This window comes from Terriglobus albidus (assembly GCF_025685425.1).
GTDB classification, from domain to species: domain Bacteria; phylum Acidobacteriota; class Terriglobia; order Terriglobales; family Acidobacteriaceae; genus Terriglobus; species Terriglobus albidus.
Window position 1 is genome coordinate 642,251 of the sequence record NZ_JAGTAS010000058.1, and the last position, 21,055, is coordinate 663,305.

The following is a 21,055-nucleotide window of genomic DNA, read 5'->3' on the forward strand; positions in this document are numbered from 1 at the left end:
GAAGGAAGATTGTGAGCGAGAAACTCAGCCCCGCAAAGAAGAATTCCGTCGTTCTGACCGAAGGTCCCAGCCGTGCCGCAGCTCGTTCGTATCTGCGCGGCGTGGGCTTCAGCAAAGAGGACCTGCATAAGCCCATCATCGGTATCGCCAATACCTGGACTGAGATCGGGCCCTGCAACTTCCACCTCCGCCAGGTAGCCGAGGCCGTGAAGCAGGGCATCCGCGAGGCCGGCGGCACGCCGATGGAGTTCAACACCGTCACCATCTCCGACGGAATCACCATGGGCACAGAAGGCATGAAGGCCTCGCTCATCTCGCGCGAGGTCATTGCCGACTCCATCGAGCTGGTAGCGCGTGGTAACAGCTTTGACGGCCTGGTCTGTATCGCAGGCTGCGACAAGAACATGCCTGCCGCCATCATGGCGCTGGCGCGTCTCGATATCCCCGGCATGATGCTCTACGGCGGATCAATCATGCCAGGCAAGCTGCCACAGGCCGACGGTTCCACGAAAGAGATCACCATCCTCAGCGTCTTTGAGGCGATCGGCTCGCACGCTGCCGGCAAGATCAATGACGACCAGCTCGAAGCAGTAGAAGCCGCAGCCTGTCCCGGCCCCGGCGCCTGCGGTGGACAGTTCACGGCTAACACCATGGCGATGGCCGGTGAGTTCCTCGGCATCTCGCCGATTCAGTTGACCGGAGTGCCAGCTATGTCGGCGGAGAAGGCTCACGCCTCCCGCGAGGCAGGCAAGCTGATGATGAAGCTGGCCGAAGCTGGTATCAAGCCCTCGCAGATCCTTACTAAGCAGTCCATCGAGGACGCCATAGCCGCAGTCGCCGCTTCCGGTGGATCGACGAATGCGGTACTTCACCTGATCGCTATCGCGCACGAGCTGAAGATTCCCATCTCGATGGAGGACTTCGACCGCATCAGCGAGCGCACACCGCATATCTGCGATATGTCGCCGGGCGGTAAGTACGCTGCAAAGGACTACCAGGATGCGGGCGGATCTCGTGTGCTGGCCAAGCGTCTGCTCGACGCCGGCCTGATCAAGGGCGACACCATCACGGTCACCGGCAAGACCCTCGCGGAAGAATCAAAGGATGCTGTTGAGACTCCGGGCCAGCCTGTGATCTATCCGGTTGACAAGCCGCTGAAGAAGACTGGTGGTCTCGTGATCCTGAAGGGCAACCTTGCACCCGAAGGCTGCGTCATCAAGGTCGCCGGCCATGAACGTATCTATCACCAGGGTCCGGCGCGCGTCTTCAACTCGGAAGACCTGTGCTTCGCCGCGGTTGAGGCCGGAGAGATCAAGCCAAACGATGTCTGCGTCATTCGCTACGAAGGACCGAAGGGTGGTCCGGGCATGCGGGAGATGCTGGCCGTCACCGCCGCCATCAAAGGCATTCCGGAGCTTTCGGAGACAGTTGCCCTGCTCACCGATGGACGTTTCTCCGGCGCAACTCGCGGTCTGATGGCCGGCCACGTTGCCCCTGAGGCGCAACTCGGTGGACCGATCGCGGCAGTTCGTGAGGGCGATCTGATCACCTTCGATATCCCGAACCGCAAGCTCACGCTTGAGATCAGTGACGAAGAGCTGGCGGCTCGGTTGAAGGAGTTCAAGGCGCCTGAGCCGCGGTACAAGCGCGGCGTCTTTGCGAAGTACGCCAATTCAGTCTCCAGCGCGAGCGTTGGAGCGGTAACCAGCTAAGCGTTTCTTCTCGGCTGTCTCTGTCTGGGGCAGCCGAGCCTACCCGTAACTGTTGTTTCAACCGTTGAATGCACTATCGCTGTAAGGAGGAATATATGACCGACACCATCGATGCCATCCGTAACACCACGCTCACCGGCTCCGAAATTCTATGGGCCACCCTGGTAGGCGAGGGTGTATCCACGGTATTCGGCTATCCTGGCGGCGCTATCCTCCCCATCTACGACGCTCTGCGCAAGTTCCCTATTCATCACGTTCTGGTCCGCCACGAACAGGGCGCCTCGCATATGGCTGATGGCTATGCCCGTGCCTCCGGCAAGGTTGGTGTCTGTATGGCTACGTCTGGCCCCGGCGCCACCAACCTTGTTACTGGTCTCGCGACCGCGATGCTCGACTCCATTCCGATGGTCGCCATCACTGGCCAGGTCTCCTCGAAGGTATTGGGATCAGATGCCTTCCAGGAAGTCGACATCACCGGCATCACGCTGCCGATCACCAAGCACAACTTCCTGGTGACGCGCGCTGAAGATATCGCCCCCACGGTTCGCCTTGCCTTCCAGATCGCACAGGATGGACGCCCCGGACCGGTTCTGGTTGATATCACCAAAGATGCACAGCAGGCCTCCTGCATCTTCAACTTCGAAGACGCGGCGCCTCCACCGGCACGTCCGCACCCGATGCTTCGCGCCGAGTCCGGCGCCATTCTGCAGGCAATTGAACTTATCAAGAATGCGAAGAAGCCCATTATCCTCGCCGGCCATGGCATCAATCAGTCCGGAGCGGAAGCAGAAGTGATCGCCTTCGCGGAGCGCATGCACATCCCTGTAGCCAGCACGCTGCTGGGCTTGGGCAGTTTCCCTGCTTCGCATCCGCTATCGCTGGGCATGATGGGCATGCACGGTGAGTCCTGGGTGAACAACGCTATTCAGGAAGCCGACCTTCTTCTCGCCTTCGGTATGCGTTTCGATGACCGCGTTACCGGCAACCTGGCCAGCTACGCGCAGAACGCGAAGAAGATCCATATCGAGATCGATCCGTCGGAGATCAACAAGAACGTCAAGGTCGACGTTGCCCTGATCGGCGATCTGCGCGAGGTATTGCAGACGCTGCTGCCCATGCTGCCTGCCTCCAACGATGCGGCATGGCTGAAGCAGATCAATGCCAGCAAGGGCCAGGCCGCAGTACGCGATATCGTCAACCTGCCCGACAACGGCCACCTCTACGCCGCGCACGTTATCCACGACATCTGGCGCGAAGCCGTAGCCGCGGGCCGCGAGACCGAGACCATCATCGTTACGGATGTAGGTCAGCATCAGATGTGGGAGGCGCAGTACTTCCGCCACAACGCTCCTCGCACCCTGGTCACCAGCGGCGGCCTTGGCACAATGGGCTTCGCGTTGCCTGCAGCCATCGGCGCCAAAATGGCTGCCCCTGAGAAGGATGTATGGGTGATCGCCGGTGATGGTGGCTTCCAGATGACGGCGGCTGAGCTTTCGACCATCGTGCAGGAGAAGCTGCACATCAACATTGCCGTTATCAACAACGGATTCCTTGGCATGGTGCGCCAGTGGCAGGAGGCCTTCTACGACAAGAACTACTCCTGCTCGCCAATCCTGTCACCGGACTTCGTCAAGCTGGCCGATGCGCACGGCATTCCCGCCGCGCATATTACGCAGCGCAAGGAAGTCACGCCGATCGTCACCAAGGCCCGCACCGGCTCTACTCCGTTCCTGATCAACTTCGCGGTTGAGAAGGAAGATGGCGTGTACCCGATGATTGCCCCCGGAAGCGCTCTGCACGAGATGGTGCGCCGCCCGAACCCGCTGATCGAAACGGCGGAGGACTAATGGCGAGGATCCGGAAACGTCTAACAACATTTCTCACGCAGGCGTGGAATGCTCAGGTGAGTTTTGACAACTTGACGCGGCAAGAACAAGCGCCAAAGGCGCGCCCCATACCAGCCTGGGGCGCAGCCCCAGGTTATGTGCCGAAGAACTCCCAAGGGCTGAAGGCCCGATCCATAAAGCCTTCAATCCCACATATACCGCTCATCGAAAGCAATTCCATACTTCGACAGGAAAGTACGGAATTCCTCCTGAAACGAAACCTTCTTATGATGTTCCGGCTGAGCATCGATGTATTCCAGCAGAGCATCACGATCCGACAAACCCACGGAAAACGCTCCGTAGCCGCATTGCCAGGAAAACTTTGTAATCGACTGGGCTTTCAGCCATTTCGAGGAAGAGCTCTTCAGCGTTTCCACCAAGCCGGCGACATCGCTCGTTCGCGAGAGAGAAATTGCCAAGTGGACATGATCGGCGACGCCTCCAACCCGGTAGCACTCGCAACCGGCGTTGCGGACAACCGTTGCAAGGTAAGCATGAAGCCGGCCCCGAATCGTTTCATTCAGAAATGGGTATCGATCTTTCGTGCTAAACACCACATGAACCAACAGAAACGAGAGGGATTGGGGCATGGCGGCGATTATAGATCGGGCCTTCAGCCCTCAAACGCAATGGGCCTTATACCTGGGGCTACGCCCCAGGCTGGTATGGAACGCGCCTTTGGCGCTATATCGTTTGCAGGAATGGCATCATCACTGATCATGGGAGGCATCGCATGAACAGAAGTCTCGTTCATTTTCTGCCTTCGATTGTTCTGTTCGCCGTTGGATTGGCGGGATGTAATTCGGCACCAAAAACCGCGCCGGCTCCGAAGGAGCCGGCCAAACCTGCCGTCACTTACCCGGCCCGGCCCTCGGTTCCTGCACCGTCGTTCACTCTGTTTCACTTCGATAACGACACAGCCACGCTCGTCGTGAAGGAAGATGCCACAGATGACGAGATCGAATCTCTGGTCTGGCAAATCCGTGACGCCGCGCGTTCAAATACGCTGCCATCGCTGAAGATCAAGGCTCCGAAGGGCAATGACTTCCGTGCGCATATCTATCGTGGCAAGAAGTGTGCCGCCGAAAAATATGCTCCAGGAGAACCTCCTTGTGGTGGCAGTTATCACGCAGCTGGTGACTACACGCTCTCCGAGCTACCATCCAAGCTCTGGGACCGTGGAGTTCTGCATGCCTCCGGCGACAAAGAGATCGAACTCTGGGACACCGACGCGCCCTACACCGCAACGAAATAGCCAGGAAAGAAGATCAGATGCTGCATACCTTTATTGCACTTGTTGACGACAAGCCCGGCGTGCTGACACGCGTGGCCTCCCTCTTTCGCCGCCTTTCGGTGAATATCGTCTCGCTCACCGTAGGTGAGAGCGAGCGCGACGGTGTCTCGCGCATGACCATTGTGTGCGAAGGCGCCGAGAACGCAGCTCACCGCATCAGGGCTTCCCTCTATAAGCTCGAGGTCACGCGCGAGGTCGATGAGGTCTCACGCGCCGAAGCCGTGATTCGCGAGCTCTGCCTTATCAAGGTAGGCGCAGGACCTAACTCGCCGCATGGCGTTCACTCGCGTACCCAGATCTTCGAGCTGGCGCAAGTCTTTCGCGCCCGCGTCGTCGATCTGGCGCCCGAGTCCATCATGCTGGAGATGACCGGCTCTGCTTCGAAGATCGAGGGCCTGCTGCAGGTATTGCGTGAGTCAAGCTATGAGGTGCTGGAAGTCTCACGCACCGGGCGCATGGCCATGCGCCGCGGACACCACACCAGCAAGGTACTGAAGGCGCTGGGTACCAAAACGGCTGCGGAGACACCGGTCGCTTATCCGGTCCGACCCGAAGAAGACGACCTCCCCAACCAGTTTGAGGAAGAAGAAGCTTAACCGCCCAAAAGACTACCCGGGGCCGGTTCCACTAGAATTTCTACGTAACCACGAAAAGGAAGAAGAATGGCAAAGGCATACCACGACCACGACGCAGACCTCTCTCTTATCCAGGCGAAGAAAGTCGCCATCATCGGCTACGGCTCGCAGGGCCACGCCCATGCGCTGAACCTGAAGGACTCCGGTGTGGACGTGAAGGTTGGCCTTCGTCCCGGTTCCCCGAACGAGGCCAAGGCGAAGAACGCCGGCCTGGAAGTGCTCCCGGTAGCCGAAGCTGCCAAGTGGGCTGATGTGATCATGCTGCTGGTTCCGGACCAGACGGCTGCCAAGGTCTACAAGGAGGTTGAGCCGGGCCTCACCGCCGGCAAGACCCTGATGTTCGCACACGGCTTCAACATCCGCTTCCGCACCATCAATCCTCCCGCCGACGTGGACGTCTCGCTGGTTGCCCCTAAAGGCCCCGGCCACCGCGTCCGCGAGGTCTTCACCGAGGGCGGTGGTGTTCCCGGCTTGGTGGCCGTGGAGCAGGATGCCACCGGCAACGCCCTGAAGCTGGCCCTGAGCTATGCCAAGGGCATCGGCTGCACCCGTGGCGGCGTGCTTGAGACCACCTTCACCGAAGAGACCGAAACCGACCTCTTCGGCGAGCAGGCCGTTCTCTGCGGCGGTACTGCTGCCCTGGTCAAGGCGGGCTTTGAGGTTCTGACCGAGGCTGGCTACCAGCCCGAGCTGGCCTACTTCGAGGTGCTGCACGAGCTCAAGCTGATCGTCGACCTGATGTACCGTGGCGGCCTTGAGTACATGCGCTACTCCATCTCTGATACCGCTGAGTGGGGCGACTACGTTGCCGGACCGCGCATCGTGACCCCGGCCGTGAAGGATGCCATGAAGGGACTGCTGAAAGACATCCAGGATGGAACCTTCGCCAAGAAGTTCATCGAAGAGAACGAGACCGGTCGCAAGGGCTTCGAGCGTATCCGCAAGGAAGAGGCAGCTCATCCGGTCGAGAAGGTTGGCAAGGAACTGCGCAAGTCCATGCCGTTCCTCGACCCAGTCGAGCTCAAGGACGGAAACGTCGTCAAGGCGTAATCAGCCACAAGGCCCCGGTCCAAGACCGGGGCCTTCGTGTTTGTATAGGATGTCTCTCGAGGAGAGATTTCCATTCATGAAGAGGCGGCAGTTCATCCGCTCTATGGCAGCAGGCGCGGCCACAGCGATCACCCTAAAATCCAGCGAGGCAGAGATGCAGGAGAAGCCGTCCGCACAGCCGCAGGAGTTCTATGAACTCCGTAAGTACACGCTCCGCAACGGCGGAGGACCGAAGCTGACGGAAAACTTCTTCGCACAGGCGATGATTCCCGCACTCAATCGCCTGGGAGTTTCGCCCGTCGGCGCCTTCAAGGTCGATATCGGACCGGAAACACCCACGTACTACCTGCTGTTGCCTTCTACCTCAGCCGAGACACTGCTCACCGTCGACCAGCGGCTCGCGAAGGATGCCGAGTTCCTCAAGGCTGCCGCAGGGTTCTGGGATGCACCTGCCGCAACGCCCGCCTTTATCCGTGTAGAAAGCTCCATCTTCTCCGCCTTTACCGGCTGGCCGAAGCTGACGGCACCGAAGCCAGGCAAACGCATCTTCCAGCTCCGTACTTATGAGAGCCCCGGTTATGCGGCCCATCTGAAGAAGATTGAGATGTTCAACAACGGAGAGATCGAGATCTTCGTCCGGTCCGGCCTGGCTCCGGTCTTCTTCGGCAGTGCTCTCACCGGGCCGTTGTTGCCCAACCTCACTTACATGCTTACCTTCCCCGATCTACCGACGCTTTCCGCCAACTGGTCGAAGTTCGGTTCTGATCCGGCATGGAAAGAGCTGTCACACCGTCCCGGGAATACGGATCCGGAAATCGTGAGCAACATTACCAACCTTTATCTAAGTCCGTTGGCTTGCTCGCAGATTTAGAGAATGTTCTTGCGCGCCCGGGCGCCCCATCCTCGCGGGCTAGGATGGGTGAGGATAATCCGAACTATCGTGGCTCCCTTGCCCACCCTAGCGTTGCGAGGGTGGGGCACCCGGCGAGGGAAACGAAGAAAAAGCAGGGCAGATTTCTCCGCTGCACTGCGAAATGACAAAAAGCAAAACCCCGGCTTGGATGCCGGGGGTTTCTTGTGTCTCTTCTGACTTTCACTAGGGCCGCTTCACTGTAGTCTTGCTTGTCGTCTTGATCTCGAAGGCCTTGGTATCGACTTTTCCGTTGATCTTGATATTCGTGTAGAAGTTGATGCGCTGGTCGCCCGAAGGCGTAAAGAACTGCTGCTTGAGGGAAACGCCGCGAGCCGGATCAACCCAGATGACGGCGTGCGTAAAGGTGTTCTTTACGCTCTCCTGCTTCGGGACCAGATCCAGCTTTGCTGTCTGGACACCTTCGATCGTCTCCGTGCCCTGTGACGTAATGGTCCACTGCTTCTCCAGCGCTGTTCCTGAGCCACCGAAGCCCAGCGTCAAGAAGCTTTCCACCTGCGACTGGTTCTTACTGGTATCGATCAACGTGAGTTGATCGATGTTGGGCTCATACAGTTTGAGTTGTCCGCCGGTATACGCAACCACCTTCTTCGCAGGCTTCTGGATCACTGCGCCCATCTCGGTCGCGTTGCCCTTTTTCTGAAAGTAGATGATGCCGGTCTGCGTCGTCGTCTCACGCACCACGCGCTCGTAGTTATCCCAGCGGAGATCGGCTGTCGCGGACTGGAACTTCGCAGCGGCGGCGTCCATCTGCTGCACGATCTTTTGTACGTCGGTGTTCTGGGCTGATGCCGGTCTTGCAGAGAACGCGGCCAATGTCAGCGCGGCCGTGGCAGTGAACTTAACGAATGCAAAGCGCATAGGCTTTCAACAAATCCTCAGAGTGATTGGATGCAAACAGCGGGGAAAGGTCATCGACGCTAGGGCCGATGGACCCAGACCTTGTACCGGCTTACCTTGCCATGAGCGTCTTTCACGACCTCATACCTGTCCATGGTTACAGGACCGGCGTATTGGACGACTGCGTACAGCAGATCGCCGTCCAGATCGCCCGTGTCATGATGGATATCCTGAGGGCGAAGCGTATAAACATACCCCGCGCCGTCCTGCTGCACCAGTGTCTGCGTCGGCTCCAGCGGGCTATCCTGCGGACGGTCTTTGAAGTCGATGTAGTGCGGCGAAATAAATAGGAACGCCAGAATGAGCGTGACCATGATGTCGTAGTGCAGGCTTCCCCGCTCATAAGTCCAGAAGATGTAGTTACGAAGGAGCCGCATCAGCGTACCTGCTTTCCGATGACGGTTTCGCCATTCATGTAAGGCACCAGAGCCGGAGGCACACGCACGGTGCCGTCGGCCTGCTGGTAGTTTTCGAGGATCGCCAGGTACGTCCGGCCCACAGCCAGGCCGCTGCCGTTCAACGTGTGCAGCAGCTCGCCCTTCTTAGCACCCGCGGGACGATATCGTATCCCCGCACGGCGTGCCTGGAAGTCTCCGCAGTTGGAGCAGGAGCTGATCTCGCGGTAGGTCTGCTGTCCCGGCAGCCAGACCTCAAGATCGTAAGTCTTCGAGGAGCTGAAGCCCATATCGCCGGTACACAGCAGCATCCGCCGATACGGCAGGCCAAGCCTCTCCAGCACGGTCTCGGCGTTGCGGGTCAGCTTCTCATGCTCTTCGGGCGAGGTCTCCGGTGTGGTGAACTTGATCAACTCCACCTTCTGAAACTGGTGCTGGCGGATCATGCCGCGCACGTCGCGGCCGTGCGATCCGGCCTCGGCGCGGAAGCATGGTGTATAGGCCGTATAGCTGATCGGCAACTGCCCGGCATCCAGTGTTTCACCGGCATATAGATTCGTAATCGGAACCTCCGAGGTCGGGATCAACCAGTGATCGCCATCCTTCAGGTCGCCTTCATAAGGACCGCTGTCGTCGCAGTGGAAGAGATCTTCGGCAAACTTCGGCAACTGTCCGGTGCCGAAGAGGGTGCGCGAGTTCACCATGAACGGAGGCAGCACCTCCATATAGCCATGCTCGCGGGTGTGCAGGTCCAGCATGAAAGCGGCAAGTGCACGCTCCAGGCGAGCTCCCTGGCCGAAGTGCACGACCATGCGCGCACCGGAGATCTTGGCCGCACGCTCGAAGTCCACGATGCCCAAAGCCTCGGCGATCTCCCAATGCGGCTTCGGCTCAAAGTCGAAGCTGGCTTTCTCGCCCCAGGTCTTGATCAGGAGGTTGCCATGCTCGTCGGCGCCCTCGGGCACATCATCCTGTGGCAGGTTGGGAATTGCCTGCAGAGTCTTCAGCAAGGCCGCATCCAGTTCGGCGGCGCGGCCTTCCAGACCCTCAATCTTTTCTTTTAAGGACTTTGTCTGTTCCATCACCGCCGCGGCGTCGCCGCCGGCACGCTTGATGATGGCGACTTCGGCCGAGAGCCGATTACGCTCCGCCTTCAGGTTTTCCACCTCGGTAATGGCTGCGCGACGCTCCGCGTCCAACGTGGCGAAATCGCCCAGCGCCACTTCAGGGTCCATGCCGCGCAGGCGCAGTTTTGCCTTAACCACGTCCAGGTTCGCCCGGACAAATCCCAGATCCAACATAATTGTCTCTATTCTATCGGTTCGGCCTGGCCGATTGCGTTATGCTGGCCGCGGAGGTGCAGTTCCCGATGCTCCGCTCCTCATTGCTGGCAACCGCCGCCCTTCTCACCACTGCCGTTTCGGCCCAGCAGCCCATGCCGCCGGATTATCGCGGACCACAGACCCTGATCCCCGGGATCTATGTCACCCCCATCCCGAATGTACCCTTCTCGGCCAATGTAGAGATCGTCTCCCACGTCAAACTCGACAACGGTACGGAGACGATTCGCACCACCACTGCCAAGGTGGCCCGGCTCTCCTCGGGCAAGATCCGCAACGAACAGCGCCAGATGCTGCCGGCCACCGTCAAAGTTGAGCCGGCCTTGCTCTCTGCCCATATCTACGATCCGCAGACGCGGAAGAGCACCTTCCTCAATCCCGCCACCCATATCGCGCGCGAGATCATCCTTTCCCAGCCACCCAGGCCCGCTCCTAATTCCGTTCCTCAGTCAGCCCCTTCGAACAACCCCAATTACCGCGAAGAAAATCTTGGCACGCAAGAGATGGACGGGCTCCAATTGACGGGCATCCGCAAGGTTCGCACGATTCCAGCGCAGCTCAGCACCACCGGCAAAGAAGTCGCCATCACGGACGAATACTGGTACTCACCCGTGCTGCAAATTTACATGCTGATCAGCCACAAGGACCCACGCTCCGGCGAACAGATCGTCGCCGTCCGCAATGTCGACCGTCATGAACCGCTACAGGACCTCTTTGAGGTGCCTACCGGATACAAAGAAGTCGACGAAACTCCAGTTGCGGTCGCGCGCTGATTTACTTCGCCGTCTTTGTCTTCAGGGCCTGATCCAGGGGAATCTCTTTCCGCGGCCTTTTCTTTATGAAATTTGCACCCAGACCGTGAAACGGCCGCGGGCGATAACATAGAAGAAGAGTGATCAAGTCACCCGACATGCGCGTCAATATCGCCGGCGTGGAGCTTCGTTCTCCGGTTATCGCCGCCAGCGGAACCTTTGGGTACGGTGTCGAATTTGAAGACATCCTCTCGCTCGACAAGATTGGCGCCTTTGTCACCAAAGGTCTCTCGGCCGAGCCCATGGCGGGCAATCCTTCGCCGCGCATCATCGAAACCGCCAGCGGCATGATGAATGCCATCGGTCTGCAGAATGTCGGCGTCCGCGCCTTTATCGAGGAAAAGCTTCCGAAGATCCGGCAGATTCGCGGAGCCGTCTGCATCGCCAACGTCTTCGGCTATACCGTCGAAGATTGCATTGAGGTCGTCCGCGCTCTCGACCAGACCAACGGTATTGCCATGTATGAGCTAAATGCCTCTTGCCCGAACACCTCGCACGGCGGCATGGTCTTCGGCACCGACGGCATGATGCTGTACGACCTGGTGGCGCGCATCCGCAGAGAGACGCAGCGGCCCATCATGGTGAAGCTCTCGCCCAATGTCACGAACATCGGCCAGATGGCCCGCGTTGCCCAGGACGCCGGCGCCGATGCCGTCTCGCTGGTCAATACCTTCCTCGCGCTTTCCATCGATATCGAAACCCGCAAGCCTCGCATCGCCAATACCACCGGCGGCCTCTCCGGCCCGGCCATCAAACCTATCGCGGTCCGTATGGTGCGTGAGACATCGCGCGCGGTAGCTATCCCGGTTGTTGGCCTGGGTGGCATTGTCTGTGCGGAGGACGCCGTGGAATTCATGCTGGCGGGTGCAGCAGCGATACAAGTGGGCACCGCCAGCTACGCCGATCCACGCGCGGTGGAGAACATCGCCACCGGTTTAAGGTCCTGGTGCCGCTCGCACGATGTGGAGCGGGTACGTGATCTTACCGGCGCCATGCTTCCCGCCTGAGGCCCCTCTGACGTATGCTGGCACGGCATGCGCCGCTTACTGCTTACCGTCGCCCTAAGTTTCGCCGCAACTGCCGTCTTCGCTCAGGAGACGGCCAAGCCTAAGCCGGAAGACACCGAGATCTGGTCTCCGGTACCGCCGGTCGTCACTCCTGCCGGCGCCGTTACGACGCCGCCTCCATCGGATGCGATCGTGCTCTTCGATGGCAAAAACCTCGATCAATGGGTCCAGGTCAGTGACAAGTCTCCCGCGAAGTGGAGTGTCAACAATGGCATCCTCACAGTGAACAAGGAGAAAGGCGTCGGCAACATCGAGACGAAGAAGGCCTTCCGCAACTATCAGCTCCATATTGAGTGGCGCGTTCCAGCCACCATCACCGGGGAAGGCCAGGGCCGCGGCAACAGCGGTGTCTTCCTCGCCTCTACCGGTCCCGGCGATGCAGGCTACGAGCTGCAGGTGCTGGACTCCTACCAGAACAAGACCTATGTCAATGGCATGGCCGGCAGCCTCTATAAGCAGGCCATCCCGCTTGCCAACCCAGGCCTGAAACCCGGCGAGTGGCAGAGCTATGACGTCATCTGGACAGCACCGACCTTCAATGCCGATGGCTCGGTAAAGACCCCGGCCCACGCCACCGTACTCTTCAACGGTGTGCTGGTGGAGAACCACTTCCAGCTCAAGGGAGAAACCCTGTACATCGGCCAGCCGGTCTACAAGGCTTATGACCGCGCGCCAATCAAGCTGCAGGCCCATGGCGACAAGAGCGAGCCGCTCAGCTTCCGCAATATCTGGGTCCGCGAGCTGCCGTAGGGTGAGATCCAACAGCAGGTCCTTCGCTTCGGCTCCGTCTACACTCAGGATGAGAAATCGTGGATGGGGTTCATCCCTGAGCGGAGCGAAGGACCGCTTCACCTTTGCAGGAAGTCAGCCCCATCCTGTAACGCCCCACTCCCCTAAAATAGAAGGCGGAATGACTGACCTGAAGCCTGTACGCCGCGCCCTCCTCTCCGTCACTGATAAATCCGGACTCACCGACTTTGCCCGCGCCCTTGCCGCGCAGGGTGTTGAACTCGTTTCGACGGGCGGTACCGCCAAGACGCTACGCGACGCAGGTCTCAACGTTCGCGATATCTCCGACCTCACCGGCTTCCCTGAGATGTTGGATGGCCGCGTCAAGACGCTGCACCCGAAGGTCCATGGGGGAATCCTGCATCGCCGCAGCCTTCCGGAGCATGTCGCCGCTGTTCGCGAGCACGGTATCGAGGACATCGACATGGTGGTCGTGAATCTGTATGCCTTTGAGGCCACGGCTGCCAAGCCGGGTGTTACCTTCGGCGAATTGGTTGAAAACATTGACATTGGCGGCCCCTCGATGGTGCGGTCCGCTGCCAAGAACTTCGAGGATGTCGCCATCGTCACCCGCGTGGCCGACTACTCCGCCATCTCCGCGGAACTCCAGAGCAACAGCGGCAAGCTCTCCGGCGAGACCCGCTGGCGTCTTGCCCAGACGGCCTTTGCCACCACCGCCGCTTACGACTCCGCCATTGCCGCGACCGTGGCAAAGCTTCCCTACGCCGAGCCGGAAACGGTCCTTACCCAGCCGGAGGCCAAAGCCGGAGAGTACCCACAGCATCTCGAGCTCGGCTTCCAGCTGGCGCAGACCCTGCGCTACGGTGAGAATCCGCACCAGTCGGCAGCGCTCTATCTGGACGCCTCCGGCAAAGGGATCGCTGCCGGGAAGCAATTGCAGGGTAAGGAGTTATCGTTCAACAACCTGGTGGACCTGGATGCCTGCTGGGAGCTCGCCAGCGAGTTTGCCGAGCCTGCGGTCGCGATCATCAAACACACCAACCCCTGCGGCGCGGCCACCGGAACCTCGGTTGCCGACGCCTATGTCCGCGCCCTGGCCGCCGATCCCATCTCCGCTTTTGGCGGTGTCATTGGCATCAACCGAGTGGTTGACGAAGCCGCAGCCGCTGAAATGGTGAAGCTCTTTGTCGAGGCGATTGCTGCGCCCGGTTTTACCCCTGAGGCTCAGGCCATCTTTGCCGCGAAAAAGAATCTGCGGCTCGTCGAGGTGAAGGCTCACCCAGCGCAGCAGGTTATCAAGCAGATCTCCGGCGGTCTGCTGTTGCAGGACGCCGACCGTAAGCGTATTGAAGCCGGTGACCTGAAGATCGTCACCCAGCGCGAGCCGACGCCGGAAGAGCTGACAGCGCTGCTCTTCTCCTGGCGCGTCTGTAAGCACGTGAAATCAAATGCGATTGTCTACGCCCGCGCCGAAGCGCACGGCCATGAGGTCTTCGGCCAAACAGTTGGTATTGGCGCTGGACAGATGTCGCGTGTGGATGCGGCCAAATTCGGAGCGCTGAAGGCGGTTCTGCCTCTGGCCGGCACCGTTGCCGCCTCTGACGCCTTTTTCCCCTTCCCCGACGGCCTGGAAACCGTAGCAGCGGCAGGAGCGACGGCGGTCATCCAGCCGGGTGGGTCGGTCAAGGATCCTGACGTCATAGCCGCCGCCAACCGGCTCAACTTGGCGATGGTATTCACTGGAATTCGTCACTTCCGTCACGGATAGAGCATTTTTCCCCTGTGTAGCGTAGGGCTTCGGCATCTATGGGCGTTTTCCGCAATGAAAACGCCGCTGCACGCCACTTCCGGGATACCCGGCAACAGGGAAAATGCTCTAATAGGAATGCTGACGCTTGTCAGCATCCCACCTGTGGGTACAATCGTCTAACCCCAAGTGACGCGGCTACCAGCCGCCCCTAGGACCTGATGACATTCTTCCGGCGTATCTTTTCGGCTCGTCCAGTCTTTCTCACGGCGGCTGCGCTGCTGGCCACCCTGCCCGCTGCTGCACAACAAAAGAACGCTCCTGAGCCGCCGAAGGGTCCCGATCGTTCCGCCGCCTACTACCACTACAGCCTCGCCCACATGTATGAAGAGCTGGCCATCAATCAGGGCCGCACCGATTACGCCACGCAGGCTATCGAAGAGTACAAGCTGGCGTTGAATGCCGATCCCGACTCTGCGCAGTTGCAGAATGGCCTTGCCGACCTTTATCTGAAGCTTGGCCGCGTCCGCGAAGCCGTTTCGGTCGCGCAGGAACAGGTCAAGAAGAATCCCGATGATGTGGACGCCCACAACATCCTGGGTAAGATCTATCTTCGTTCGCTCGGAGACGGAACCCCTAATAATCAGTCGCAGCAAATGCTGCAGTTGGCCCTTACCGAGTACAAGGCCATCGTCCGCCTGAAGCCTGACAGCGTAGAAGATCATCTACTGCTGGGTCAGCTCTATGCCCTGAACCACGAAAATGATAAGGCTGAGGCAGAGCTGAAGACCGCGCAAAAGCTTGATGGAACCTCGGAAGAGGTCATCCTCGCGATGGTGCGCCTCTATGGGGAACAGAACCAGTACGACCGCATCGCGCAGCTCATCAATGCTCTGCCTATCACGGACCGTACGGCGCGGATGGAGTACTCACTGGGTCTGACCTATGACCAGCTGAAGAAGCCCAAGGAAGCCGCGGCGGCCTATCAGCGCTCGCTTGATATCGACAACGACAACCTCGACGCGCAGCGCGGTCTCGCCAGTGCTCTGCTGCTGGACGGCCAGTTCGATGCGGCTCTGAAGCAGTACAAGGACATCGTCACCGCCGAGCCACAGGATGCACAGTCGTACATCCGCATCTCCGAGATCCAGCGTCGTCAGGGACATTACGACGAAGCGCTCGCTACGCTCAAGAAGGCCAAGACCCTTGTCACGGATTCGCTTGAGCTCAGCTACAACGAAGCTCTGCTCTACGATTCCCTTGGCCGCTTCGATGATGCTGTCGCAACGCTGACCAAGCTGCTTGCCGACACCGCACACGCTGATGGCAACTATACCGACGGCGAAAAGAACAATCGCGGACTCTTCCTCGATCGCCTTGGCATTGTGCTCAAGGAACAAGGTAAGACTCTCCAGGCCGTCGACACTTATAAGCAAATCGTCGCCCTTGGCGGCGATAATGTCGCGCGCGGTTATATGGGTGAAGTCGATGCCTATCGCGACAACCATGACTGGGCAAAGATGACTGCCGCTGCCGCCGAGGCTGCCAAGGCGCTGCCCAAGGACAAGTCGGTCCAGATGGTCTATGCCGGCACACTCGCCGATACCGGCAAGGTCGATGAGGCCATCGCAATTGCCAAAGCTCAACTTGGCGGTGATGACGATCGCGATACCCGTATGCAGCTCGCGCAGATGTACATCCGGCTGAAGCGCTGGAAAGATGCGGACGAGCAACTCTCGCATGTGGAGGGCATCACTTCCCGCAATGAAGACAAGATCTACCTCTACTTCTCGCGCGGCACGCTGGCAGAACGGCAGAAGCTGTACGATCAGGCCGAGATTGAGTTCCGTAAAGTCCTGACGATTGACCCCAACAATGCCGCAACCCTCAACTATCTGGGTTATATGCTGGCCGACCGCGGTCAGAAGCTGAATGAAGCCCTCGACATGGTTCGCAAGGCCGTCGAGCTCGATCCGCAGAACGGCGCTTACCTCGATTCTCTCGGCTGGGCTTACTTCAAGAGCGGGCAGTTCACGCTTGCCGAAGAGTACCTGCTGAAGGCAAAGGATCGCATCTCGACCGACCCGACGGTCTACGACCATCTGGGTGAGCTCTACCTCCAGACCGGCAAGCTGAAGCAAGCCGTCACCTGGTGGGAGCGCTCGATGAAGGAGTACAAGATGGCTCTGGCACCGGATGCCGATCCGGCCGACCAGGCCAAGGTGCAGAAGAAGCTCGATAGCGCCCGCGTCAAGCTTGCTCGCGCTACTCCTTCACGCACCTCCGCCCTGCAGGACAAGTAACCAAACGGTTTCTCAAGTACAGAGGAGGCCAGCTTCGGCTGGCCTTTTTCGTTTTCCTTAACCCGCCGGCTGATAGAGCATTTTCCCTGTAGGTGTAGATAGGGCTCCGCATCTATGGGCGTTTTCCGCAATGAAAACGCCGCTGCACTCCTCTCCCGGGATACCCAGAAACAGGGAAAATGCTCTAGCCTGCTCTTAGGAGCTTTTTCGTACGATCGCATGTCGACCTTGCGCAAACCCTATGCCGTTCGCGGTGATGCGGATGATCCGCTGATCCAGCGCAAATGGCCGTATCCGGAGCGGATGTCACGTTCGCCGTTTGAACGCGACCGCGACCGCGTCGTGGGGTCACGCGCCTTTCGCCGCCTGGCCGGCAAGACACAAGTCTTCTCCACCCGTACCTCAGACCACTTTCGTTCGCGTCTGACCCACTCGATTGAGGTCGCCCAGATCGCGCGGGAAGTCGCCTCCGCTCTTGGCCTGAACGGCGAACTCGCGGAGACGCTTGCCCTGGTTCACGACATCGGACATCCACCCTATGGTCACACCGGCGAGCGAGCGCTCGATGAGTGCCTGCAGCCATTCGGTCTACGGTTCGATCACAATCTCCAGGCTCTGCGTACAGTCGAACGCTTCGAACAGCGTTACGCCGCGCATCGCGGCCTGAACCTGACCCTTGGTGTGCGGGAAGGCATCATCAAACACTCGCGTGACTACCCGGCTGATAAATATCCGAAGCTTGCCGAATATTTCCTCGGCCGGCGGCCACCGCTCGAAGCCCAGATTATCGATCTGGTCGATGAGGTTGCCTACCTGACCGCCGACCTTGATGATGGTGTCGAATCAAAGATTCTGGAAGTAGGCGAGCTCTGTGAACACCTCACCATCTTCCGCGAGCTCTATGAGTTCGTGCATCGCCGGCATCCTGGTGTGGAACAGAAGTATCTCTTCCACGAGACGCTGCAGTGGATGCAGCATCGCCTGACCGACGATGTCATCAACAATGTCACCCGGCAGATCGAAGAACTGGGAATTGAAACACTGGAGCAGATCCGCGAATACCCCTATCGCATCGCCGTCTTTTCGCCGGAGATCGAGGCCATGCGCCTGGAAGAGAAGCGCTACCTGTACGAGGCGCTCTATACCTGCGGCCCGCTGGATGTGGAGCGCAAGCACGGTGTTGTCGTCATTAAGTCCCTCTTCAACTACTGGGTGAAGAATCCCAGCCAGCTTCCCAGCAATTACTACGGCGATCTGGAGACCGAGGGCGTGCCCCGCACCGTTGCCGACTATATCGCCGGCATGACCGATAGCTACATTCTCGATCAGTACGGAGCACTGGTCACCAAACTCTGATCTGGTCACCAGCCCTAATCAGCAAAGTGAAAGGGATTGAAGCTGGTATGCCGGTCAAAGGCATCTACTCCCTCGGACCGCTTCAGCCAGCCCACCACGGCATAGGTGACCGGCGTGGCCAGCACTTCATAGACGACCTTCAACAGGTAGCCGGTCACGATCAGCCGTCCGATATCGGCCCATGGAAGCGTGAAACCGAAGGTAAGCGTCATCACCACGGCGGTATCGACAGCCTGTCCGACGATGGTGGAACCCACTGTGCGCGTCCATAGCATCTCGCCGTTGGTGATCAGCTTCAGCCGTGCCAGGGTGTAGCTGTTGGCGAACTCTCCCAGGAAATACGCAATGATGCTGGCGAACAGGATGCGGGGAATGAACCCGAAGACAGTTTCGAAGGCCGCCTGGTTATGCCATCCGCTGGCCGCAGGCAATGAGATGGTAATGGTCGCCATCGTATACAGCAGGGCCGTTCCGAAGAAGCCGAGCCAGATGGCCCGGCGCGATGCTCCGTAGCCGTAGACCTCGGTAAAGACATCTCCAAAGATGTAGGTGATGGGAAACAGGATCACGGCGCCGCTGACCTCCAGCGGTCCAATACGGCAGATCTTCTGTGCCACCAGGTTGCTGACCAGCAGAATAACGACAAATGCGGTGATCAGGGCATCAAGGTACTTGTATCCGTGCGGCTGTGTCTTTGACATGAGCTTCCAGTATTGATAGCGTAATAGAGGCCTGCAATTCTGCGCCAAGGCACTTCAGCCTAAGCGTCCCCGTCGTCTAGCCCGGCCTAGGACACCGCCCTTTCACGGCGATAACACGGGTTCGAATCCCGTCGGGGACGCCAAAATATTCCAAATAACTTAGCTATCAACACGCTGCTCTAGCTAAAGCTCGCGGTAACGCTACGGCAACGTTCTGTACCGATTTGAGGCGGTAACCAAAGAGCTTTGCCCTGTGGATGTGATTCTCCTTTTGTTCGCCTATACTCTCCTCATGCGGACAGGCGGATACAAGCGGGAAATAAACCTGGAGAGGCTAGATCCCTCTCTGCTCATTGCCGCTAGTCTGGTGCTCCCCGTCCGGACAGCAAAAAGACCAGCTCCCGATGCTCAATGCTCGAGCGCCGACTGGGACAGTTCCGTCCGAATCGCCCACATGGTCCTCACCCAGGCTATTCAGAAGTACCCTGGGTTGTTTCAGCACAAAAATGTGCCTTGGTACGTACCGACCGACGAGGATGTTCCGGAATGACTCAGGTCGAGTTCAACGAACAGTGGAGCGTCGACGAACTGCCGGCCTGCGACACCGGTATGGAGTTGCTGAAGCATTTCGCGGACATGCACCCAGAGTTTACGGCATCTTATATCCGCCGCCTGGCGTGGGCCGATGAGGTGGACACATTCACCGCGGCGGATCCTCTTTGGACTGCATATGTCCGTCATGTGAGCGACTGCCCTCACTGCAACGACCTGTAGAAGTATTTCCCGAGCGATTATTAAGGTTGGTGTTCGCTCAATCGCCGGCAGTGCTTCTATGAGCCTCGCAGGAAGCGACGGCGGGTTGTCTTAAGAGCATCTTACGGTGGGAACGATGGCACGCCCCTCTACGTCACCCCTGAAGATCGCGCTGGTAACGACGTTTCCGCCGAGCTCCGGAGACCTGAACGAGTATGGCTTCCACCTGGCGAGCGCGCTACGCTCGAATGCCTCGGTTGAGGCTGTGATCTATGCGGACCAAACTGCGGCCGGACCCGAGCTCGAGGGCTTTGACGTGCGCCGATGCTGGAGGTTCAACTCCTTTCTCACGGCGTTCCACATTCTGCGGCGTGTATGGAAAGACAAGCCTGACTGCGTCTGGTTCAACATGGGCTTCTCGACCTTTGCTAATACTCCAGTGGCGGCGTTTCTGTCTGTATTCACGCCCTTTCTAGTGAAGTTCAGTGGTTACTATACGCACATCACGCTCCACACTGTCTTCGAGCGCATCAATCTGGAGGATGCACAGGTTCGTTTTGCCGGCGTGTATCGTATGGCCGGGCGCGCGGCGACTCGGGCGCTGCTCTGGTCCGGAGACATCACGGTGCTGCTGCCGACCTTTCGTCAGTTGTTACTGGATGCATATCGTGTTCCAGCGGATCAGGTTCAGTACCGCCCTCATGGGACCTTTGTGGACGGTCCCATAGACGCCGTCGTGCTGCCGGATCGCAAACAGCCTGTAGTCCTGGCATTCGGCTACTGGGGAACCTACAAGAGGGTAGAGATCCTGATCGCAGCGATGAAAGAGGTCCTGCGAGAGATTCCCGACGCCGTTTTACACGTGGCCGGTAAAGATCATCCCAGTACGCCCGGCTACCTGGAAGGATTGCGCAATCAACATCGGGAGAACCGGGCTATCCAGTTCCTGGGATATGTTCCGGAGGAAGAGGTTCCCGCCGTCTTTGGACGCGCGCGCTTGGTGGTGTTGCCGTACACCTCGGCGGCCGGCACCAGCGGCGTGGTGCATCAGGCCTGCCAGCACGCTCTGCCAATCGTCGCCTCGGACATTGAAGAGTTCACAGAGATGGCGCGAGAAGAGGGCGTGGCAATGGCAATCTATCCTCGCGATGATAGCCACGCTCTAGCCGCCAAAATGCTTCGTTTATTGCAGTCCGATGAAACCTGCCTCCAGATGTCGCTGCAGAACCTGCGTGCGGCATCGGGTACTCCTATGCCAGGCGTCGTCGACTCCTACCTGGAACTCTTCCGGTCCCGCACCGGAGGGCAGAGCTAGAGCATTTTCACTGTAGGTGTACTGCAGGGCTTCCATATCTATGGGCGTTTTCCGCAATGAAAACGCCGCTGCACGCCTTTTCCGGGATACCCAGCAACAGTGAAAATG

19 protein-coding genes and 1 tRNA gene are annotated in these 21,055 nt (G+C 59.0%); 15 read left to right on the forward strand and 5 right to left on the reverse strand.

Features of this window, described 5'->3' with window-relative positions; translation table 11 throughout:
- The first annotated feature begins 11 nt into the window (after positions 1–11).
- Positions 12–1,712 carry a dihydroxy-acid dehydratase gene (gene ilvD, locus OHL21_RS21760; RefSeq protein ID WP_263419408.1) on the forward strand — a complete coding sequence of 567 codons (1,701 nt, stop codon included), beginning with the start codon at positions 12–14 and terminating at the stop codon, positions 1,710–1,712.
- A gap of 95 nt (positions 1,713–1,807) precedes the next feature.
- Positions 1,808–3,559 carry a biosynthetic-type acetolactate synthase large subunit gene (gene ilvB, locus OHL21_RS21765; RefSeq protein ID WP_263419409.1) on the forward strand — a complete coding sequence of 584 codons (1,752 nt, stop codon included), beginning with the start codon at positions 1,808–1,810 and terminating at the stop codon, positions 3,557–3,559.
- Positions 3,560–3,741: 182 nt separating this feature from the next.
- On the opposite strand, the gene tnpA is transcribed toward ilvB, so the two are convergent.
- Positions 3,742–4,188 carry an IS200/IS605 family transposase gene (gene tnpA, locus OHL21_RS21770; RefSeq protein WP_263419410.1) on the reverse strand — a complete coding sequence of 149 codons (447 nt, stop codon included), beginning with the start codon at positions 4,186–4,188 and terminating at the stop codon, positions 3,742–3,744.
- Positions 4,189–4,331: 143 nt separating this feature from the next.
- On the opposite strand from tnpA, the gene OHL21_RS21775 reads away from it, so the two are divergent.
- The 4 genes from OHL21_RS21775 to OHL21_RS21790 all read left to right on the forward strand — a co-directional run bounded on the left by OHL21_RS21775 (position 4,332) and on the right by OHL21_RS21790 (position 7,448).
- On the forward strand, positions 4,332–4,853 hold the full coding sequence (locus OHL21_RS21775; protein WP_263419411.1) for a hypothetical protein: 522 nt from the start codon (positions 4,332–4,334) through the stop codon (positions 4,851–4,853).
- Positions 4,854–4,870: 17 nt separating this feature from the next.
- Positions 4,871–5,488: an acetolactate synthase small subunit gene (ilvN, locus tag OHL21_RS21780; RefSeq protein WP_263419412.1), complete on the forward strand. Its 618-nt coding sequence runs from the start codon at positions 4,871–4,873 to the stop codon at positions 5,486–5,488.
- Between the two features lie 66 nt (positions 5,489–5,554).
- Complete coding sequence (gene ilvC, locus OHL21_RS21785) at positions 5,555–6,577, forward strand: ketol-acid reductoisomerase (RefSeq protein ID WP_263419413.1); 1,023 nt, start codon at positions 5,555–5,557, stop codon at positions 6,575–6,577.
- Between the two features lie 76 nt (positions 6,578–6,653).
- The gene (locus OHL21_RS21790; RefSeq protein WP_263419414.1) at positions 6,654–7,448 is read left to right on the forward strand and encodes an NIPSNAP family protein; all 795 of its coding nucleotides are present in this window, start codon (positions 6,654–6,656) and stop codon (positions 7,446–7,448) included.
- Between the two features lie 225 nt (positions 7,449–7,673).
- Here OHL21_RS21790 and OHL21_RS21795 read toward each other — a convergent pair whose 3' ends face one another.
- Genes OHL21_RS21795 through serS form a run of 3 tightly spaced genes read right to left on the reverse strand, consistent with a single transcriptional unit; the run spans position 7,674 to position 10,104 of the window.
- A complete protein-coding gene (locus tag OHL21_RS21795; protein WP_263419415.1) occupies positions 7,674–8,369 on the reverse strand; it encodes a LolA family protein in 696 nt (231 codons plus the stop codon).
- 59 nt (positions 8,370–8,428) lie between these two features.
- Positions 8,429–8,785: a hypothetical protein gene (locus tag OHL21_RS21800; protein ID WP_263419416.1), complete on the reverse strand. Its 357-nt coding sequence runs from the start codon at positions 8,783–8,785 to the stop codon at positions 8,429–8,431.
- On the reverse strand, positions 8,785–10,104 hold the full coding sequence (serS, locus tag OHL21_RS21805; RefSeq protein ID WP_263419417.1) for a serine--tRNA ligase: 1,320 nt from the start codon (positions 10,102–10,104) through the stop codon (positions 8,785–8,787). Before serS ends, OHL21_RS21800 begins: the two co-directional genes overlap by 1 nt.
- A gap of 68 nt (positions 10,105–10,172) precedes the next feature.
- Between serS and OHL21_RS21810 the strand changes: the two genes are divergently transcribed.
- From OHL21_RS21810 to dgt, 6 genes are all read left to right on the forward strand, one after another.
- The gene (locus tag OHL21_RS21810) at positions 10,173–10,916 is read left to right on the forward strand and encodes a hypothetical protein (protein WP_263419418.1); all 744 of its coding nucleotides are present in this window, start codon (positions 10,173–10,175) and stop codon (positions 10,914–10,916) included.
- Positions 10,917–11,053: 137 nt separating this feature from the next.
- Positions 11,054–11,962: a dihydroorotate dehydrogenase gene (locus OHL21_RS21815; protein ID WP_263419917.1), complete on the forward strand. Its 909-nt coding sequence runs from the start codon at positions 11,054–11,056 to the stop codon at positions 11,960–11,962.
- A gap of 27 nt (positions 11,963–11,989) precedes the next feature.
- Positions 11,990–12,772: a 3-keto-disaccharide hydrolase gene (locus OHL21_RS21820; RefSeq protein WP_263419419.1), complete on the forward strand. Its 783-nt coding sequence runs from the start codon at positions 11,990–11,992 to the stop codon at positions 12,770–12,772.
- Positions 12,773–12,932: 160 nt separating this feature from the next.
- Positions 12,933–14,540 (forward strand): bifunctional phosphoribosylaminoimidazolecarboxamide formyltransferase/IMP cyclohydrolase, encoded by a 1,608-nt coding sequence (purH, locus tag OHL21_RS21825; RefSeq protein WP_263419420.1) that lies wholly within the window; start codon positions 12,933–12,935, stop codon positions 14,538–14,540.
- A 200-nt stretch (positions 14,541–14,740) separates the two neighbouring features.
- Complete coding sequence (locus tag OHL21_RS21830; RefSeq protein ID WP_263419421.1) at positions 14,741–16,822, forward strand: tetratricopeptide repeat protein; 2,082 nt, start codon at positions 14,741–14,743, stop codon at positions 16,820–16,822.
- 219 nt (positions 16,823–17,041) lie between these two features.
- Entirely contained in the window at positions 17,042–18,178 is a 1,137-nt protein-coding gene (gene dgt / locus OHL21_RS21835) for a dGTP triphosphohydrolase (RefSeq protein ID WP_263419422.1), read from the forward strand.
- Positions 18,179–18,192: 14 nt separating this feature from the next.
- Here the strand turns inward: dgt and OHL21_RS21840 are convergent, their stop codons facing one another.
- Positions 18,193–18,879 carry a queuosine precursor transporter gene (locus tag OHL21_RS21840; protein WP_263419423.1) on the reverse strand — a complete coding sequence of 229 codons (687 nt, stop codon included), beginning with the start codon at positions 18,877–18,879 and terminating at the stop codon, positions 18,193–18,195.
- Positions 18,880–18,944: 65 nt separating this feature from the next.
- Between OHL21_RS21840 and OHL21_RS21845 the strand changes: the two genes are divergently transcribed.
- The 3 genes from OHL21_RS21845 (at position 18,945) to OHL21_RS21855 (ending at position 20,947) form a co-directional block, all read left to right on the forward strand.
- Positions 18,945–19,022: transfer RNA gene (locus OHL21_RS21845), tRNA-Glu, on the forward strand.
- Between the two features lie 403 nt (positions 19,023–19,425).
- Positions 19,426–19,653 carry a hypothetical protein gene (locus OHL21_RS21850; RefSeq protein ID WP_263419424.1) on the forward strand — a complete coding sequence of 76 codons (228 nt, stop codon included), beginning with the start codon at positions 19,426–19,428 and terminating at the stop codon, positions 19,651–19,653.
- Between the two features lie 115 nt (positions 19,654–19,768).
- On the forward strand, positions 19,769–20,947 hold the full coding sequence (locus tag OHL21_RS21855) for a glycosyltransferase (protein ID WP_263419425.1): 1,179 nt from the start codon (positions 19,769–19,771) through the stop codon (positions 20,945–20,947).
- The last annotated feature ends 108 nt before the right edge of the window (positions 20,948–21,055 follow it).

Bases quoted from the DNA above. Each gene is read 5' to 3' on its own strand.
- OHL21_RS21855 (WP_263419425.1), top strand. From the start codon at position 19,769: ATGGCACGCCCCTCTACGTCACCCCTGAAGATCGCGCTGGTAACGACG.
- OHL21_RS21790 (WP_263419414.1), top strand. From the start codon at position 6,654: ATGAAGAGGCGGCAGTTCATCCGCTCTATGGCAGCAGGCGCGGCCACA.
- OHL21_RS21840 (WP_263419423.1), bottom strand. From the start codon at position 18,879: ATGTCAAAGACACAGCCGCACGGATACAAGTACCTTGATGCCCTGATC.
- purH (WP_263419420.1), top strand. From the start codon at position 12,933: ATGACTGACCTGAAGCCTGTACGCCGCGCCCTCCTCTCCGTCACTGAT.
- dgt (WP_263419422.1), top strand. From the start codon at position 17,042: ATGTCGACCTTGCGCAAACCCTATGCCGTTCGCGGTGATGCGGATGAT.
- tnpA (WP_263419410.1), bottom strand. From the start codon at position 4,188: ATGCCCCAATCCCTCTCGTTTCTGTTGGTTCATGTGGTGTTTAGCACG.
- ilvB (WP_263419409.1), top strand. From the start codon at position 1,808: ATGACCGACACCATCGATGCCATCCGTAACACCACGCTCACCGGCTCC.
- OHL21_RS21800 (WP_263419416.1), bottom strand. From the start codon at position 8,785: ATGCGGCTCCTTCGTAACTACATCTTCTGGACTTATGAGCGGGGAAGC.
- OHL21_RS21850 (WP_263419424.1), top strand. From the start codon at position 19,426: ATGACTCAGGTCGAGTTCAACGAACAGTGGAGCGTCGACGAACTGCCG.
- serS (WP_263419417.1), bottom strand. From the start codon at position 10,104: ATGTTGGATCTGGGATTTGTCCGGGCGAACCTGGACGTGGTTAAGGCA.
- ilvN (WP_263419412.1), top strand. From the start codon at position 4,871: ATGCTGCATACCTTTATTGCACTTGTTGACGACAAGCCCGGCGTGCTG.
- OHL21_RS21795 (WP_263419415.1), bottom strand. From the start codon at position 8,369: ATGCGCTTTGCATTCGTTAAGTTCACTGCCACGGCCGCGCTGACATTG.
- OHL21_RS21820 (WP_263419419.1), top strand. From the start codon at position 11,990: ATGCGCCGCTTACTGCTTACCGTCGCCCTAAGTTTCGCCGCAACTGCC.
- OHL21_RS21810 (WP_263419418.1), top strand. From the start codon at position 10,173: ATGCTCCGCTCCTCATTGCTGGCAACCGCCGCCCTTCTCACCACTGCC.
- OHL21_RS21815 (WP_263419917.1), top strand. From the start codon at position 11,054: ATGCGCGTCAATATCGCCGGCGTGGAGCTTCGTTCTCCGGTTATCGCC.
- OHL21_RS21775 (WP_263419411.1), top strand. From the start codon at position 4,332: ATGAACAGAAGTCTCGTTCATTTTCTGCCTTCGATTGTTCTGTTCGCC.
- OHL21_RS21830 (WP_263419421.1), top strand. From the start codon at position 14,741: ATGACATTCTTCCGGCGTATCTTTTCGGCTCGTCCAGTCTTTCTCACG.
- ilvC (WP_263419413.1), top strand. From the start codon at position 5,555: ATGGCAAAGGCATACCACGACCACGACGCAGACCTCTCTCTTATCCAG.